The 17,420-nt window shown below is 32.9% G+C and carries 16 protein-coding genes; all 16 read right to left on the reverse strand.

Annotated features, from left to right (window positions below; all coding sequences use genetic code 11):
• Positions 1–251: 251 nt before the first annotated feature.
• Positions 252–749: a hypothetical protein gene (locus tag P7122_RS08455; RefSeq protein ID WP_278005355.1), complete on the reverse strand. Its 498-nt coding sequence runs from the start codon at positions 747–749 to the stop codon at positions 252–254.
• A 214-nt stretch (positions 750–963) separates the two neighbouring features.
• On the reverse strand, positions 964–3,414 hold the full coding sequence (locus P7122_RS08460; protein WP_278005356.1) for a DUF4114 domain-containing protein: 2,451 nt from the start codon (positions 3,412–3,414) through the stop codon (positions 964–966).
• 204 nt (positions 3,415–3,618) lie between these two features.
• On the reverse strand, positions 3,619–6,207 hold the full coding sequence (locus tag P7122_RS08465) for a DUF6923 family protein (protein WP_278005357.1): 2,589 nt from the start codon (positions 6,205–6,207) through the stop codon (positions 3,619–3,621).
• 706 nt (positions 6,208–6,913) lie between these two features.
• Positions 6,914–7,627 (reverse strand): LytR/AlgR family response regulator transcription factor, encoded by a 714-nt coding sequence (locus tag P7122_RS08470; protein WP_278005358.1) that lies wholly within the window; start codon positions 7,625–7,627, stop codon positions 6,914–6,916.
• Between the two features lie 9 nt (positions 7,628–7,636).
• A complete protein-coding gene (locus tag P7122_RS08475; RefSeq protein ID WP_278005359.1) occupies positions 7,637–7,954 on the reverse strand; it encodes an Hpt domain-containing protein in 318 nt (105 codons plus the stop codon).
• Positions 7,941–8,999, reverse strand: coding sequence for a sensor histidine kinase (locus P7122_RS08480; RefSeq protein ID WP_347402811.1), 1,059 nt, complete (start codon positions 8,997–8,999; stop codon positions 7,941–7,943). The genes P7122_RS08475 and P7122_RS08480 overlap by 14 nt, the downstream gene beginning before the upstream one ends.
• Positions 8,996–10,129 carry an FIST signal transduction protein gene (locus P7122_RS08485; RefSeq protein ID WP_278005360.1) on the reverse strand — a complete coding sequence of 378 codons (1,134 nt, stop codon included), beginning with the start codon at positions 10,127–10,129 and terminating at the stop codon, positions 8,996–8,998. The genes P7122_RS08480 and P7122_RS08485 overlap by 4 nt, the downstream gene beginning before the upstream one ends.
• Position 10,130: 1 nt before the next feature.
• Positions 10,131–12,110: a PAS domain-containing sensor histidine kinase gene (locus tag P7122_RS08490; RefSeq protein ID WP_278005361.1), complete on the reverse strand. Its 1,980-nt coding sequence runs from the start codon at positions 12,108–12,110 to the stop codon at positions 10,131–10,133.
• The gene (locus P7122_RS08495) at positions 12,107–12,649 is read right to left on the reverse strand and encodes a heme NO-binding domain-containing protein (RefSeq protein WP_278005362.1); all 543 of its coding nucleotides are present in this window, start codon (positions 12,647–12,649) and stop codon (positions 12,107–12,109) included. Before P7122_RS08495 ends, P7122_RS08490 begins: the two co-directional genes overlap by 4 nt.
• Positions 12,649–13,059 (reverse strand): response regulator, encoded by a 411-nt coding sequence (locus P7122_RS08500; RefSeq protein ID WP_278005363.1) that lies wholly within the window; start codon positions 13,057–13,059, stop codon positions 12,649–12,651. Before P7122_RS08500 ends, P7122_RS08495 begins: the two co-directional genes overlap by 1 nt.
• A gap of 198 nt (positions 13,060–13,257) precedes the next feature.
• Positions 13,258–13,620, reverse strand: coding sequence for an MmcQ/YjbR family DNA-binding protein (locus tag P7122_RS08505; protein WP_278005364.1), 363 nt, complete (start codon positions 13,618–13,620; stop codon positions 13,258–13,260).
• Positions 13,617–14,225 (reverse strand): DUF4230 domain-containing protein, encoded by a 609-nt coding sequence (locus P7122_RS08510; protein WP_278005365.1) that lies wholly within the window; start codon positions 14,223–14,225, stop codon positions 13,617–13,619. Before P7122_RS08510 ends, P7122_RS08505 begins: the two co-directional genes overlap by 4 nt.
• A 102-nt stretch (positions 14,226–14,327) precedes the next feature.
• Positions 14,328–15,077 carry a cyclase family protein gene (locus P7122_RS08515; protein ID WP_278005366.1) on the reverse strand — a complete coding sequence of 250 codons (750 nt, stop codon included), beginning with the start codon at positions 15,075–15,077 and terminating at the stop codon, positions 14,328–14,330.
• Positions 15,074–16,207 (reverse strand): radical SAM family heme chaperone HemW, encoded by a 1,134-nt coding sequence (hemW, locus tag P7122_RS08520; protein WP_278005367.1) that lies wholly within the window; start codon positions 16,205–16,207, stop codon positions 15,074–15,076. The genes P7122_RS08515 and hemW overlap by 4 nt, the downstream gene beginning before the upstream one ends.
• A gap of 1 nt (position 16,208) precedes the next feature.
• Positions 16,209–16,763, reverse strand: a complete 555-nt coding sequence (gene ruvC, locus P7122_RS08525; protein ID WP_278005368.1) for a crossover junction endodeoxyribonuclease RuvC — start codon at positions 16,761–16,763, stop codon at positions 16,209–16,211.
• 3 nt (positions 16,764–16,766) lie between these two features.
• Positions 16,767–17,408: a cell envelope biogenesis protein OmpA gene (locus P7122_RS08530; RefSeq protein ID WP_278005369.1), complete on the reverse strand. Its 642-nt coding sequence runs from the start codon at positions 17,406–17,408 to the stop codon at positions 16,767–16,769.
• Between the last annotated feature and the right edge of the window lie 12 nt (positions 17,409–17,420).

Genomic DNA, 17,420 nt, shown 5'->3' on the forward strand with positions numbered 1-17,420 from the left:
TTTATTTATTCATTCGTTTTTTTGTTCTTTCTCTGATTAATAGAAAACTCATAATTGTAATAATACTTATTCCAACTATTAGTAATCCGTATTTGAATAATCCTGTTAGAAAAAATGTCGGAAATCCACCATATCGACCTTTTTCAGATATTTGAACGAGTTCAGAAATAATGTTAGAATTCTCCAATAATATATAACAGACAATACAGACTAAACTAATCATATAAAGCCTTATAATTTTACATTTTCTTTTATTCATCTATTAATTCGGTCGTAACTTTTTTTAATAGTTCTAGATATTCATTAAAATCACTTTCCTGAATCAATGATGGTCTATATTGTTCAGGCGGAAAATGAGAAAGAGCATTTCGTAACTTTCCCCACTCAAGTAATTCATTATAATCCTCTTGATTTATCTTTTTTGAAACTTTTCTGGTATAATCTAGTTTTGATTTTAATCCAAGCATATTCTTTTCAGGAAAATATTCCTGTTTTAAAATTCCCTCAAATATTCCTTGTAAGCGCCAAATTCCAAAATGCCAGATAAATAAATTGTCAATATAAGCGTAATAATTTAAGTCCGAAATTACTTCAGAGTCAATTTTTTGCGCTTCTAATTCTTTTCCTTTGATTTTAATCTGCTTATTTCTATCATCAATTAATTCATTGATTAATCTTTTCGTGTAGTCGTAGTCAGAAATTGATAATCCATATGTATGCCAATCTGTATTTTTAAGTTCTTCTCTCACTAAATATATCGGTTTCTCAAATGTGCTACAACAAATGGATATACATATTAACTATATCCTACTTATATGTTTGGTTTTAGTCAAACAAATCTCTTCATAAATATACCATTAAAACTGAAAATAAAAAGATTCTCCTCCTCGCTATGAATGACATAAACAAAAAAGGGCAAAAGCTTTCGCCTTTGCCCTTAAACACATAAAATATTAATTAGGGTTACTTAACAATTAATTTTAGGGGATTAATCTCTATTTGACTATGTATTATTTTACAGAAATATACACCTGCACTTAAATTGTTTCTATTTATAGTAATACTGTTTTTTCCTGCAACAGCATTGTGAGTTTTATTATATACTTGCTTACCTAACTGATTGTACACTACAAATTGCACTGTTTCGTTTTGTGCCATTGTAAAGTTTACGGTTGTGTGAGATGTCATTGGATTTGGGAATGCTTGCAATGTGTTATCCTCTGTTTCAAAATCATTAATACCTAAACTTTGTTGTGCACCAAAAGCCACTTCTGAAACCCCTAAGTTAAATGGTACCGAGTTTGAATAATCTCCTAATACCGAAAATACAATCGTCTTAACATTTGTAACATCTCCACTCTCTCCATTAGCATCTACAAAATCACTAAACGCAATGTTATAAAATGTGTTTGCTGTGTTTGCTGGTATGGTATAACGTAAGCGATTATTCCAATCATCTAATTGCTCTGGCATTAATATTACTTCTATTGGATTATCGGTTGTCATGTAAAACTGAATAGCTTCAAAATCTGTAACATCCAAAGTCTGATCACCTGGTAACACGTGTCTAAACAGGTTAACATTACCAGTTACTACACCCGAAATTGTTGGTTGACGCTCTATTTCATATAAATCATCATCATAAGCTATTGGGTTGTTGTCTACAGTAAAGCTAGCGATTTGTTCCAAGTGTGTGTTGTAATCTATTCCCCAAGGTCCATCTGCTAAATACAGTGCGTCTTGTTGCGAATATCCATCTACTTGCAATGAGAAACCTACATCAAATAATGTACCTGTTGTAATAGCTATTTGCTCATTCCACTCTCCTGATAAAGGCACTGTTTGCAAATCACTATAATGCTCTGTTGTTTCTGTTGGCGCTATACTACCATTAAAGTTTAGTGCTGTTGCATTAACTTTATTAATGATATCTAACTGAAGCTCTCCATTGCTGTAAGAACCAGACTTTACAAAAACCATAGGTATTACATCATCTTGTTGTGCACTCACTAGCGCCTTTTCTGCAGTAAGCGTATCTATAATATGATTTCCTATTGAAAATACTTGCGAAAATGAACTTCCCCAAATTTGGAAATTGTAATAATCTCCTTCAGGATATTGCTCTATATTCCAAAAACTAAATAATTCATTTTGTGCCTCACCTAACTTTATTGAAAAGCTTAATGTGTATTCTATTTCTCCTGTAGATCTCAGTATTTTTGCACTAATTACTTGGTGTTCTCTTACTCTTACAGTTCTTATATCTTCTAAACTAGAACTGTTTAATCTATCACATATAACTTTTGAATGGTCGTAAACTGCACCTTCTGTTGCGGTTGCTAAAACTGCTGAAACTCTTGTATCCTCCTTGTACATATCTAGAGAAAACACTTCAGTAGCATTGGTGATACCTATTAAATCTTCTGGACTAGACACAAAAGCTGTCTCATCACCATACATACCTGTTTCTGGTAAGTAAGACTCTATGTTAGAACCACTGTTAAAAGATTTTTGTTGTATGTATTCTTGTTTTCTAAACTTTGTTTGTAAAGAACGTTTGTTTTTGATTTGATTATTTTTGGTACGGTTGAAGTTTCTTTTAGCAATTAAACTTGCTAAATCTCCATTACTCTCCAAACCTCCATCGTTACCAGAAGTAACATCTGCAGAACTATTAACATCTGCATAGTTTACAGTTCTTAATGCTGTGTATGGATTTGCTGTGATGTAAAAAATAGCATCATTAAAATCGTTATCACAAGATCCGTAATCTCTTCTTATATCTTCAAAACCTAAGATAATACGTTCGTTATCTGGATCATTTAACAATACGTTGTGGTATCTTAATGTTTCCTCTGCTTCCGGATTATAATCTGGATTAGAGTACAACTGCCAATGTCCGTAACCAACAGTACTAGATGATGAATCCCAAGCATTTGCTAATAATACCCAACCGATTCCTGTTCCTTCTGGAAACGTACCAATTTTTACCTTATCACCAACTTGTAAACCTCCACCACTATATAAAGCAGAAGCATTAGGAAATATAATAGTTATATCTTCTGGTTGTGGAACTGAAGGCGATGGGTTATTAAGGTCATAAGTATAATATCCTAATACATTTTTGTAACCTGCACCTTCACTTACAAATGTCACCCATACATCAGCTAAACTATCGATCTGTAAGTCTGTATCATAACCAGATGATATATAATGTGGATTGTAATCCGGAACAGGATAACCTTCTGGTAAAGAATTGTTTATCATTTCGATTGTTTCATTAGAAACAGTATCTCCTGGATTTTCTAAATATAATGGTGTTCCGTCTGAAGTATATTCACCTAAAAATTGATAATTCTGAGCAGAAACTGCTAATGTTAGTATTGAACAAATAAGTAGTAATTTGTGTTTCATGACATCTTGTTTTATACTACAAATTTATACTGCAACTTGTAGGTATTTTTTTATTTTCGATTGACACTAAGCTTAGCTCGTTAGATTGCTTTTTAACTTCGACGAATGGTTTTTGCGCTGTATTTATTAGGATTTACAGAGCATTAAAAAAGGCAAAAGCTTTCGCTTTTGCCTTCAGCACTAAAGGTTATTTAGTAGTTAGAATTATTTAACAATTAATTTTAATGGGTTATAACTTATCTGGCTACTCTCTACTTTACAATAATATATACCTGAGTTTAAATCATTTTTACTAAAGAGAATACTATTTTGTCCAGACTCTGCATTGTATGTCGTATTGTAAACTTGCTGTCCTAGCTGATTATAGACCGTAAACTCTACAGTTTCACTTTGAGGTACCGTAAAATCTATTCTGGTATTTGTTGTTATTGGGTTTGGATATGCCAGTAATGCATTGTCTTCTAATATTTCTGTAGGTAAGCTGCTCTCTTGAGACAGCCTCAAATTCTTTAGATGCATCTCTTTTGATGCTGGAGAATCATTTTCTGAAACCATCTTAAACACAATAGTTACAACATCATCCAGGATTGGCTCCTCTGAAGTATTGTTCATAAAATCGGACATTTGTAGCACATACGCTTGCTCCGTATTGGTTAAAGCAATTGTTGTTTTGTATTGCTCATCCCAATCACTAATACTTTCTTTTACAAAAGTAATTTCTAGATTGCCTGTACCATGAGCGCTAAGCTTTAAACTATTATAATCTGATAAATCAACTGCCTTAAAACGTGGTGTTAACGCTTTGTAAGCTGCTACATACGTATTTGTAGTGGCTCTTAACTCTACATTTCGCTCAATAGGAAATTCATCTAATTCAAATTCATAGTTATTCTCTGTTACATTATACAGATCAACGGTTGTGCCTGACTGAGAATCATCAATTCCCCAAGGTCCATCAGACATAAACAGATCATCTGGTGTAGCAACTCCGTCACCTATTCTAAATCCTATATCAAACAATGCTCCTGTCTCCACTGTAAGATTAGTAATATATTGTTCTTCTAATGCAAGTGTACTATTGAGATTCTGAAAATCACTTGTTTCTGTTGTTCTAAAACCTGCGTCTAAATTCACCATTTCTGTTGCATTAGTATTGATAATCTGCAAATCTAAAACTCCATTTTTGTACTGCCCTTTTCTTACAAATACTGTTGGTGGTGATGAGATATTATAGTCTGAAATTTCGCGTTCAACATTTAGCAGATTTAAAACCTCTTCGCCCAGCAAATACAAATCGTCCAGAGAATTGGCCCAAATCTGGAAATTGTAAAATATCGCATTGCTTTGATATTGATCTAGATTCCAATGACTTTCTACAATAAAGTTGGTTTCGTCATTAGCTAATTTTGCAGATAGGCTTAATACAAACTCGTATGTACCATCTGTATTTTTTATTATAGACTTAATAAATGGTTGCTCGTTTATAGTAATTGTACTTACAGATATTAACTCTGCACCAAGCAAACGATCACATATATATTTTGTATGTTCATATACTCCGCTTTCGGTTTTTAATGCTAAAACAGTAGCTACAGGTATATCTTCTTTCATATAATCTACAGCATAGATTTCTGTTGCGTTTGTTATACTAACCAGATCTGCTGGAGTAGATTCTATTGCTTCTGTTTCCCCAATAATCTCTAGCGGCACAAAATCTTGAAGCATAAAATTACTATCAGATGTTCGTTGAGCATACATAAAGTCTCTAGTTACTCTTGGTGCTGTATTTCTATCAAAAGTATAACCCGATTTTGCTCTATTAAAATTGCGTGAATTTATCTGTTCGGATAACCTATTGTTACTTTCTAATCCACCCTCATTTCCTCCAGATGTTGGTGGAGTGATAATTTCACACATCCCAAAACCTGAACAAGACGGATCTTGACAGTCTATAAGTCCATCTCCATCGTCATCAATACCATTATCGCAAATTTCTTGTAACACTGGTGCTGTTGGACAACGCGCTCCATCATTACTAGAACTTGATGGACCAAAAGCAAATAGATTAGAACTCATATTTGCTGCAGAAATTACAGTTTGCACATTTTGAATTACATAAATAGTACCTGTTTGATTTGCTGACACATAAAAACGACCATCTGCATCAAAATATACAGCGCCATACGTATAGTTATTTCCCGCTAATATTGGCACAACACCCAAAGAGGTAACAACGCCATTGTCTGGGTTTATTCTATACAATTCATTAGTACCTTTTTCTACTGTGTACAACTGACCATCAACTGCATTAAAAGCCCAATCATGTATATTAATACTTTGAGATAAGGTTTCTGTTGCATTATGCTGTACATAAGTACTCGACTCTGGGTCTAAATCTATTTTGTAATACGTTGTTCCGCCTGCCTTAAGGTAGTACATACCATCTGCACTAATATCTCCTATGTAACGATTACTAGAAGGCAGCTCATCTATATAATGAATACTGGTATTAAAATTCTTTCCTATCTTAACAATATCCTTAGATCCTTTTAGAGATCCCCAAATAAAACCATCCGCAGGATTGTATGCTGCAGCATTAACATTTTGAGTTGTAATGTCTTCTGCTACCAAATAAGAACTTCCTGATGCTAAATCAATAGCATACACATCATTAAATTGAAATAAGTAAGCATTGTAATCACAATTGAAAGGAACTTCTTGTGCATTAACATTAAATCCGAGGATTATTAAAACGAGTAATAGTTGGTGTTTTAAAGTGTAGTTTTTTTTCATAATCTGGGGCATATTATGTTATGCTAACAAAAATAAACAGCACTATTAGTTTTGCTATTTATTTTCGTTTACCCAAGACGAAGTAACGTTAAAATACCATTTAGTATCGACGAATGGTTTTTATAAACACCTAAAAATAAGACATTTAAGACGTTTTAAAATAAAAGGCAAAAGATTTCTCTTTTGCCTTTTTCCTAGTTAGTAATTAGGATCTAATAATAATGATTAGTGTTTAAGGGGTTAAAAAAATCACTAAACATTAAACTATATTTGCTATAAACCATTTTCTTAATATGAAAAGACAAAGGCGAAAGCCTTTGTCTTTTTCTTACCATCAATCCAAAAACCATGAAATTATGACTTTCTGATATCAAAGATATAGACAATACCTGCTTTCAATTTTATTATTCGTTGAATGCTTTCAGTACAGCTACAGAATGCAAATATGTATCGACGAACGGTAATTGTTCTTTATTTACAAGCCTTACACAAACAAAAAAGGCAAAAGATTTCTCTTTTGCCTCACTCTATGCTATTAATCAACAACCATCTTGAAATGATCACTGGAACAAATTTATAATTAATTGATAATCAGATAATTTATTTTCGTCGAATACAATTGGTTTTATTATCAGCCACCAAAAAGTATCGACGAATGGTTCTTAATTTTTTAAAAGAAGTGAAAAATACTTAAGCAAAAACTTGTTTAGAGCAGGTTAAGTCGTCTCATTAACTCTGGTCTGTTAGAACGACTTACAGGAACAACGTCTTTCTTTATTAAAACACTATTATCCTCAATATCAATGATTTTACCCACATTTATAATATAAGAACGGTGTATTTTAAGAAACAAACTGTCTGGTAGTTTTTCTTCAATTTTCTTTAGTGTAGAATGAACAGTGTAGTTTTTTGCTTCTGTTTTTATTTGAATATAGTCTCCTTTTGCTTCTACCAGGTATATACTAGGAATATCTATCTTTATAAGTCTTCGGTCTATATTAACATACAAATCATTTCCAGAGGTTGCCTCTACATCATCTGATGATTTTGCTACTTTTTTTGGCTGACTTGCAACCGTCTCAGCCTTTTGAATTGCTTTATTAAAGCGTTCTGGAGTAATTGGTTTTACAAGATAATCTACAATACAATCGTACTCAAATGCTTGTATTGCAAAATTAGCATCTGATGTGGTAAGTACTATTTTTGGTGGATTTTTAACGGTCTCTATAAAATCGAAACCTGTAAAATCTGGCATGTGTATGTCTAGAAATATAAGATCTACTTCATTTTGGTTTAAGTACTTTATAGCTTGGATAGCATTAGGAAATTCTTCTAGTACATTTAAACTTGCTTCGTTGGCACACAACTGTGTAATAATTGCCCTTGCTGTTGCTTCATCATCTATAATTATACAGTTCATAAAATAAGTTTAAATGGTCTCTAAATAATCTGTTATGTTTTGTAAAATAGATTCAAAATCTTCTTTACCTTCTTTACTGTTTTCTATAAGGTTATGCTCATATTTTACAGCAAGCTCATAACTTTTCTCAAGCCCCAAGATACTAATTTTATGTTTAAGTTTGTGTACATTCTCTGCTGCAGCTTTAAAATTGTCTTCTGCAATATTGTCGTAATATACTTGTTTTTCTGATGGATACTCTGCTTTTATAATGTCTATCAATTTTTGTTCAAAAGCTTTATCTCCACCAGACATGCTCTCTATGTACGATAAATTAGGTTGTTCCATCTTGTTCTTTTTTTAGCGTAAAAAAGAAAGTAGTTCCTTTATTGAAAGATGACTCTAACCATACTTTTCCTCCATAGATCTCAACAATCTTTTTTACAATTGATAATCCTATTCCTGAAGACCCTACATTGTTTTCTAACTTTTCAAAGGTGTTAAATATTTTACTATGGTATTGCTGTTCTATTCCTATACCATTATCCTTAACATAAAACTCCCAAAAGGTATCGTTGTCTTTTGAGCCAACTTCTACAACACCTTCTTCTTTATTGTTATACTTTACCGCATTGTCTATTAGGTTTTGAAACAGTTGAGTTATCCTACTCTTATCTCCCTTAATCTGCGGTAGGGTTTTTACATTTATTTTAAAGTTTTGAGGGATATGCATTGTAGAAATCAACTCTCCTACCAAATGCTTTAAATCTATTTGATATAATTCAATTTCGCTTTTTGAAATTGTAGAATATTCTAAGATGCCACTTATGAGAGCATCCATTTTTTCTACATTATTTCTAATAAGGTTAAGTTGCGCACTAAAGTCATCATCAAACTTATCCTTATTATCTTCTATAAGCCAAGTTGTTAAAGTATCTATGCTTCGTAGAGGAGATTTTAAATCGTGAGACACCATATGCGCATAGTCGCTTAATTCTTGGTTTTGGTGCTCTAGCTCTTTGAGCAACTTCTCTCTTTGAATATTTATACTTAATATTTCTTTTGCTTGCTTATCTATAAACTCTACAAGTTTAAGTTCGTCTAGATCATCAGAAATTTTTTCATCTGATTTTAATCCACTAAACGCTTTTGTAACTCTACGTAATTTATCTATGATTTGTTTTTGAGATTCTGCTTCTTCTCTTAGCTTTTGATTGGCTCTAAAAAGCTCGTCAGAACTAATAGCCATTGCTCTCTGTTGCATAGTAAATTGCTCATCAAAATTAGAGTACGACTTACTTACTGCATCTAGAAATTGACTTAAATCACTATCAGAAGCTTGCTCTTTGGTTAGGTATTTTCTTATCTGTCGCTTTAGTAAAGAATTCATCATTCACTTATTAGCGTTATGGTCATTGTTTGATTGTGCAACTGGCAATTCATTTCTGAATTAAAAGGCGCTATTTCTCCATAAGAATAAAAGCCACAAATCGTTGTTGTGTCTCCTACTACAGATACCACTTCTTCAATTTCCTCTTCTACACGTTGGTCTAACACAAGTTTTCTTCCTATACAACTTACCAACAATGCCAACTGAGGCTTAGTGTTTCGTTTTTCTATGGCTTGTCTGGCTGCCAACTCCGATGCATTTGCTATGTTATCTACATTAGTCATCATTAGCTGTACTCTTGAGTTTGCTGGTATATCACCTGCTAACACCATAGCATTGGCTTCTTCGTCTATATTTAGAATGGTACGCACATATGATTGCTTTTCGTTGGCAGACTTTACATTAAGCGGATACAATAAAGCTGCTCCTGGTAATTCTTTAGACTTTTCACCTAAATATTTTTTGTATAAATCTAATGCTGGCTGGTTATCTAACTCAAACAACACATTGGTTTGCGAAGATGTAACTATACGCTCTGGACCAAAAGGTATCCAACCTCCGTGTATTGCAAAAGAAGCTTCAAAAGTTTCACCATAAAACCCTATTGCTATAATTTCTCCTTGCTTAGGATCTTCGTTATAAGAGGCTAGTGTTTTTTCGAAACGTGCTGCATCTCCACACAGTCCTCCTGTAATTAAAACACTACTATTTACAGCAGCATTCATCCCTTTAGCTAATTGGCTTCCGTTAATTAGACTTCCTTCTGAAACTACAAAAACATGTTTTAACCCTTCTGTATTAAACTTTTTAATAAGCTGCTCTCCTGTTTTGAAGCTATCTACATCAGAGGTTAATAAGTTACTGGTTTCTATTTGAAAGGCGGTTTTTTCAAACTCTATTGCTGTTACTGTTATGCTTTGGTCTGAGACATACTCTGCTGTTATATCTCCGCTTGTAGAACCAAAAACAATATGTCCGTCTGGGAATTTTTGACGTAATTCTTCATAGATGCCTTTTTCTTCTAGCATAAATCTATTGCCCAATGCTAAAACCAATGGCGCTTTTAACTCTAGCTTGTCTGAAAGATACTCCCAATCTTTGTCACTGTGCTTTACTAACTGAACCGTTTTCATATTATTTTTTTAATGTAAAGAAGAACGTTGTTCCTTTATTTGGCTCACTTTCTAACCAAATTTTACCTTCATGCAAATCCACAATCTTTTTTACAATAGACAATCCTATTCCTGTTGAGTCTTTGCTTTTGTTTAGGGCATGGAAGATTTTAAAAATCTTATCGTGATACTGCTTTTCTATTCCTATACCATTGTCTGAAACAGAAAATTGATAAAACCCTCTTTCGCTCTTAACATCGATTTCTATCTTTCCTTCTGGCTTGTCTATAAACTTAACAGCGTTACTCATTAAGTTTTGAAATAATTGCTGCAGCTTTGTTTTATCTCCTTTTACTGATGGTAAAGGATTAACTACATTAACTTTTATATGTTCTGGTATATATAGTATTTGACATAAACCATCTACAAGGTCTGCTAGGTTTACATTTGTTTTTTCTTTGTCTTCTGAACCCACACTAGAATACTCTAAAACATCAGAAATAAGTTGTTCCATTTTTTCTAATGTTTTTTCTATGTGGTCTATATTTGACAAACTCATATCATCAAGCTTATCCTTATTATCTTCTTTAATCCACTGAACTAAAGCGTCTATACTTCGTAAAGGAGACTTTAAATCATGAGATACGATATGTGCATACTCCTGAAGTTCATCATTACTTTTTTCTAATTTTAATAGTAAGTTTTCTTTTTGAAGATGTAGTTCTTTAATTTCTGTAATGTCATAAACAATACCTATGGAACCTATAATTTCGCCATTAAAATTATAATTTGGGGCACCACTTACAAGCCAGTGCCTTCGTTCTCCTTGCTTATTTTTAACTCTTATCTCATAAGCATTAGTTAATCCTTTCTTTCTCTCATACATTCTTTCCTCAACCATATCTCTATCAGCCTTAGCTAACAAAATGTCCTTACCAACCTTACCTAAAAGTTCATCTTCTGAGTATCCAGACATATTTAAGTAACTTTGATTTACCATAATAATCCGTTCCTCCTTGTCTAACTCTACCAACCCTAAATGCATATTAGCGATTATACTTCTGTACTTCTCTCTTTCTGCCTCTATGTTGTGTCTGTATTTTCGTCTTAGTGTAACATCTCTATAACTCCACAAATGCCCTCTGTACTTAGAGTCACTAAAAACAGGAATATAATCTCTTTCAAGTATACTACCGTTAACCATCTTAAGCTCATCTCCTACTACTAGCTCCCTTTTTTCAACAATTTCATTAATTCTACTGATGAACCCTTTTGAGTCAACAAACATATTTTTACTCTCTTCGGCTGAATTTGAACAATCAGCACCAATTAACTGATCTGGCTGTAGTGGAATCCCAAATAAATCACAGAACTTATTATTTGTAAGTACTATTTTTCGATTTTCGTCTTCTAAAAGAACACCTGAATCTAAATTTCTTATTAGTGTAGATAACCTATTCTCAGATTGAATGAGATACTCTTCTGCTTCTTTATCTTTAGTAATGTCTCTTACAATACCTTGTGTTGCTATAGGCACACCGTTGTCGTAGATGACACTAGCATTAATTTGTACAATAATATCTCTATTATCCTTTGTAGTAATATTAACAAGTAAATCTGATATAGACCCTCCGTATTTGTATATATTATTGAATGCTAAATAGACATTATTATATTCGCTAGGCTGTACAAGCTCCATTAAATTACAAGAGTCGTTAACATCTTTTAGCCCTAAAAGAGAAACAGTAGCCTCGTTCATCTTTATAATATGGCCATTAATATCTGCCACAACATATGCATCTACTATAGTTTCAAAGACACCTTGAAGTTGAGAGTCTGTTTTAGATAGCAACGATTCTACCTCACTATAAGCTCTAGCTAATTTTTGATTAGCTTCCCATAGTTCTGCAGATTTAAGTTCTAAGATTTCTTCAGCAACTTTTCTAGAAGCTTTTTCTCTTGCTAGTGCTCTTTTAAGAATATCTATTTCTTCTTTGCTCATTCTTTTCTGTTAATGATAAACCTTACTTCTGTACCTTGTTCATTTATTTTTTCAAAATCTATATGTACTGGTACATCAAACAATTTGAAGGTTTCTAACATTAATCCTTTACCTAGCATGTACAAAGCTTTGTCTGACTTGTATAGCATTACCATCTTCTTCTTTGTTCGTCTTTGAATTTCGAAAGTTGGTAATTGCGCTTCGGGATATATTTTTTTTACCTCTACGTGAATATGGTTTTCTATTGAGGCTAAAAGATCCATTGGATCTTTATAGTGATTAACTAAATATGGATGCGATTTTATTAAGGCTTTAAATAAATGTTCTGAGTACACCAATAATAAATCGTCTACAGAGATATCTGTATTTTCACTGAGGTGAGTTATTAGCTGAAGCATTTCGGAAAACTCATATGTTCCTACAGATGTATAAATTCCGTTAGACTCTAAATTAGATTGGTTGATAATCTTATCTACCATTGCCAATCCAAATTTTTCTTCAACTAGTTCTAAAAATTCGGTAAATATTATTCCCTTCACTAAGCAGTTATTAATTCATTAACACTCCAATATGCAAGTAATTTATCGATTTTTGAAACATAATCCTCATATTTTAATGGTTTTAACACATAACCTGAGACTCCTATTTTGTAACACTCTAGCAAATCTCGCTGATTGCTTGATGTGGTTAAAATTATTGTTGGTATGTATCTTAGCCTTTCGTCTGCCTTTAAAATCCTTAAAAACTCTATGCCATTAATCTTTGGCATGTTTAAATCTAGCAATATTATATCTGGAAGGTTGTCTTTTTGTTGTAAGAGGTTAAGAGCCTCTTCTCCGTTATTAGCCTCTCTTATTTTATGATTTAACTGAAGCGATTTTGTAGCTCTATTGAGCTTCATAACTTCAATCATGTCGTCTTCTATAAGTAAAACATTGAGGGTTTTCATCTAATTATAATTTATGTTTTATATACAAAATAACGCAATATACTAGTTATATTTTACGACATTCGATTGATGGTATTTTAGTGTAGTCGAATGGTATTATAGCATCGGTGAACGGAAAGAGCCCATCATCTCAAATTAGAGCTAAACAGCTATACAACAAGCCTTAACAAGAAAATCAATTTTGTAACACACTTACATTCAAAGTAATGTTTCTCTTACTTTTTTTGGCAACCCTTTTACGATTGTATCGTACGAATGATCTATGAGTTCGAAAACAAATTTTGCAGGCAATTCTCCTGTTTGAAAATAAACACTATTCCATGTTTTTTTGTGCATATGATAGCCTGGTTTTATGCTATCAAACTCTGCTCTAAGTTCTTGAGCATATTCAGCATCGCACTTTAGATTAATAAAACCTTCGCCATTTTCCCAACGTTTTAATGACGCCAGAGCAAACATTTTATTACAAACCTTAAAAACCAAGGTATCATTATCAAAAGGAAAATGTTCTGTCACTTCCTTTTTTTGCATGCAGTAATCTCTATAATCTTCTACATTCATTTTAATAACTTTTTATCGTCTCCTTCGATTTTTAATCCAGAATAATCTAGTGTCCAACCAATGGTTTGCACTAAATTTTCAATAAGTTGAATAGCCTCTAAAGCTTCAAGTTTTGCAACATTATACAGTCCGCTTTCTGGAATTTTATCCATAATGTGTTCTTTTGCTTTGGTATGAAGTTCGGTAAGATCTGAAGCTTCAAACTTATTAAACATACCATCTTGCTTATCGTAATAATTAATATCACTTTCTATAGATAACACTTCGGGTTGCGGAAAATGAGATAAGACTACTGTTTTAGATTTTAAGTCTGAATGCATCTGTACTTTACTTAAATCGAAACCAACATGCGCTTTTGCATTAATAACAACTAAAGCTTTCTTTTTGCTCGATATAAGTTTTAAGAATTTTTCTTTAACATCTTCGTAGTGGTAAATCTCAGCAAAGTCGCCTTCTACAGTAATAAACTTACAAACACGCTTTATTTTATCTAATAAAACGATTGACTGTTCACTGGTTTTCTTTTTGATTTTCCATTGTCTAAAAATGGTAACCAAACCCAGTGTTACCAGGATGCTAATGATTATTATAAGAAATGTTTCCATATGTATTATTGAGACACTTTTATTGTGCCCTTGTCACATTGCTATATTTTCCATAAGGTACGAGATACTGAAATAAATTCAGCATGATAAGATCTAACTTATCTATTCTAATATTTTATACAGCACAGGTTTACTTGGCGTTGCATCGTTTTCAAAAGGTGCAATCTGAAGATTCAACATATAAGAACCATCCTTAATTTTGTTAGATACATAGATAAACTCTGTAATGGTTGCATCTTTTCTTATGGCTCCTCTTGTGTTCCAAAAAGCTTTGTGTCCTTTAAGTTCTCCTCCATCTTCTTCTCTATCTACACTTGGTAAATCTATAAGCAAATGTTTTATCCCTTTTTTTACCAACAATCTAATTGCATCTTCTTCAAAATATGTCCAATTGGTATTAGAGTATTGCTTTGTTTTTTTGTCTTTGGTGTTAGGTATTGTTCTTACAACCAAAGCCTCTCGCTTTTTGTTACCAATTGCAAATTGTAATTGCTTTGCAGAAATCACATAATCTTCGCCTTGTTTTTCTGGCGCTACAGTAATGACTTCTGCTAAAAAGAAAAATCGTTTTAAATGTTTATTAACAGAATATTTCTCTTTTGTAATATGACCCACAGTTTCTGTATGTGTGCCATGAGAATGTGGATTAAAGGTTATGGAGTTAAAATTAACCGAAGCTCCTTTTTCTACACTAATTACATCCTTATCAAAAACCACTGGCTGTATTTTAGGAGGTCCTATATACCACGCATTAACATTAGAATCGCCATCCTTTATTGGTATGGAAATGTCTAAAGGCTTGGTTAAATCTATTTTAAGTTTTCTGGAATTGTATTGAATTTGTGCTATCACGTTAAATTAAGTTTAAATAATTCGGAGGCTATACCATCACTTAAAAATTGTCCTTTTTTAGTGACACGTATATGTTTATTATCAATATACAATAAATGTTGATTTATAAAAGTTTCGGCCTGCTCTTTTAAGTAATCTTTATAAGTTTTACCAAAATCCTTTTCAACTTTATCTAAAGACACTCCCCAAATAGTTCTTAGACCTGTCATAATATACTCGTTGTAACGGTCTGTTGTGGTTAAAGTTTCAATCTCAATGGGTAGAATGTTTTTTGCAATTTCATTAATGTATTTGGTGTTGTTTCTAACATTCCAACCACGTTGTTTACCATTAAAAGAATGCGCAGATGGCCCAATACCAATGTAAGGTTTACCTTGCCAATAGGCAGAATTATTTTTACTAAAGTAGCCTTCCTTACCAAAGTTAGACAACTCATAATGCACAAATCCTGAAGCCTCTAGTTTGTCTTTAAGCAAATGAAATTGCTCATGCGCTTGCTCATCATTTACATCGTCTATAACTCCTTTTTTTACAAAAGCAGCCAAAGCTGTTTTGGGCTCAACCGTTAATGCATAGCTCGAAATATGAGGCACATTATAACGCAATGCAATTTCTATATTTTGAAGCCATTGCGCATTTGAAGCTCCTTGAATACCATAAATTAAATCGATTGAAATATTATCGAAATACTGCGTCGCTACAGACAAACACTCTTTAGCTTCTTCGGCATTATGTGCTCGATTCATCAATTTTAAATCACTTTCAAAAAAGGATTGAATACCAATTGACAATCGGTTTACCGGGCTCTTAGACAGTTCTAAAATTCTGGCTTTAGACAAATCATCTGGATTAGCTTCGAGTGTAATTTCAGGATTTTCGGTTACTTTATAATTCTCATAAACCGTGTTAATTAAGAAGACTAATTCGTCATTAGTTAACAAACTTGGAGTTCCGCCACCAAAGTAGATGGTTTGTACTTCAATGTTTATAAATTCATCTTTACGTAACTGTAGTTCTTTTGCTAAAGCGCTTACCAAATCATCTTTCTTTTTTAAGGATGTTGAAAAATGAAAATCACAATAGTGACAAGCCTGTTTGCAAAAAGGAATATGAATGTAGATACCTGCCATTCTACTTTTTTACTCTATCCTCATTCTGCTTTACAAAAGCCTCCCATCCAGAATAACTTTTGCCAATCTCAACTCTACCTTGGTTATAAAAATGACAAACTGCTGCTGCTAAACCATCTGTAGAATCTAAGTTTTTAGGCAATGTTTTTAGCTTAAGTACACTTTGAAGCATCTTTGCTACCTGCTCTTTACTAGCATTTCCGCTACCTGTAATTGCCATTTTAATTTTCTTTGGAGAATACTCTGTTACTGGCACTTCTCGCGACAAACCTGCTGCCATTGCCACACCTTGAGCTCTACCTAATTTTAGCATACTTTGCACATTCTTACCAAAGAAAGGTGCTTCAATAGCTATTTCGTCTGGATGATAGGTATCAATGAGTTCTACTGTTCGTTCAAAGATGAGCTTAAGTTTTAGATAATGATCGTCGTACTTTTTTAGCTGCAACTCGTTAAGCTGCAAAAACTGCATTTGCTTGCCTACAACCTTAATGAGCCCAAAGCCCATTATGGTTGTTCCTGGATCTATTCCTAATATTATTTGTTCTTTACTCATTCTTTAATCACAATACTGACAACCACTTAGCGACACAGCAATACCAAAAGTAACATTAAACACACTACCATTAAATGCACCAAGACCACTTATGGCAGGATTATAATCATCTAAAGATGTTAATCCATAAATATATGCCACATCTGTATAAAGAGACACTTTTTCGTTAATGGCATAATGCAATTCTAATCCTCCTAAAAGATTTAAGTAGGTTTGCTTGTTATCTCCTAAATTACCTAATGGTTTTGCAAAGCTTAAACCAGGACCAGCATGCAAAATAGTTCTGAAACGCCTTGGCAAAAACCCAAGATATTCTGTAGGATCAAACACAAATTGTGCATTTACTCGCGAGTAATTAACCTTAAATTCTGGAGAACCATCATCGTTTTTAAAACGGTTAAAACCATAGTCTAACTTTACTCCATAAGCACGTTTAAACATGTGTTGCACACCAATATTTACCGTTGGAAAATTGACAGATTGCGCGTAAGTTCCATCAACAAAACCATCTGTTGTTGGATAATTAAAACCTACAGCAAAAAGCGCTTTCCATCTGCTGGTAGCCTTGCTAAACTGCGCATTACTATGTAAGCCAATACATAGCACACTAAATATAAAGAGGTAATGTTTTAAATTAAGTTTCATGTGTAAGTTTTT

The sequence above is a fragment of the Winogradskyella marincola genome (assembly GCF_029624125.1).
GTDB lineage: Bacteria > Bacteroidota > Bacteroidia > Flavobacteriales > Flavobacteriaceae > Winogradskyella > Winogradskyella marincola.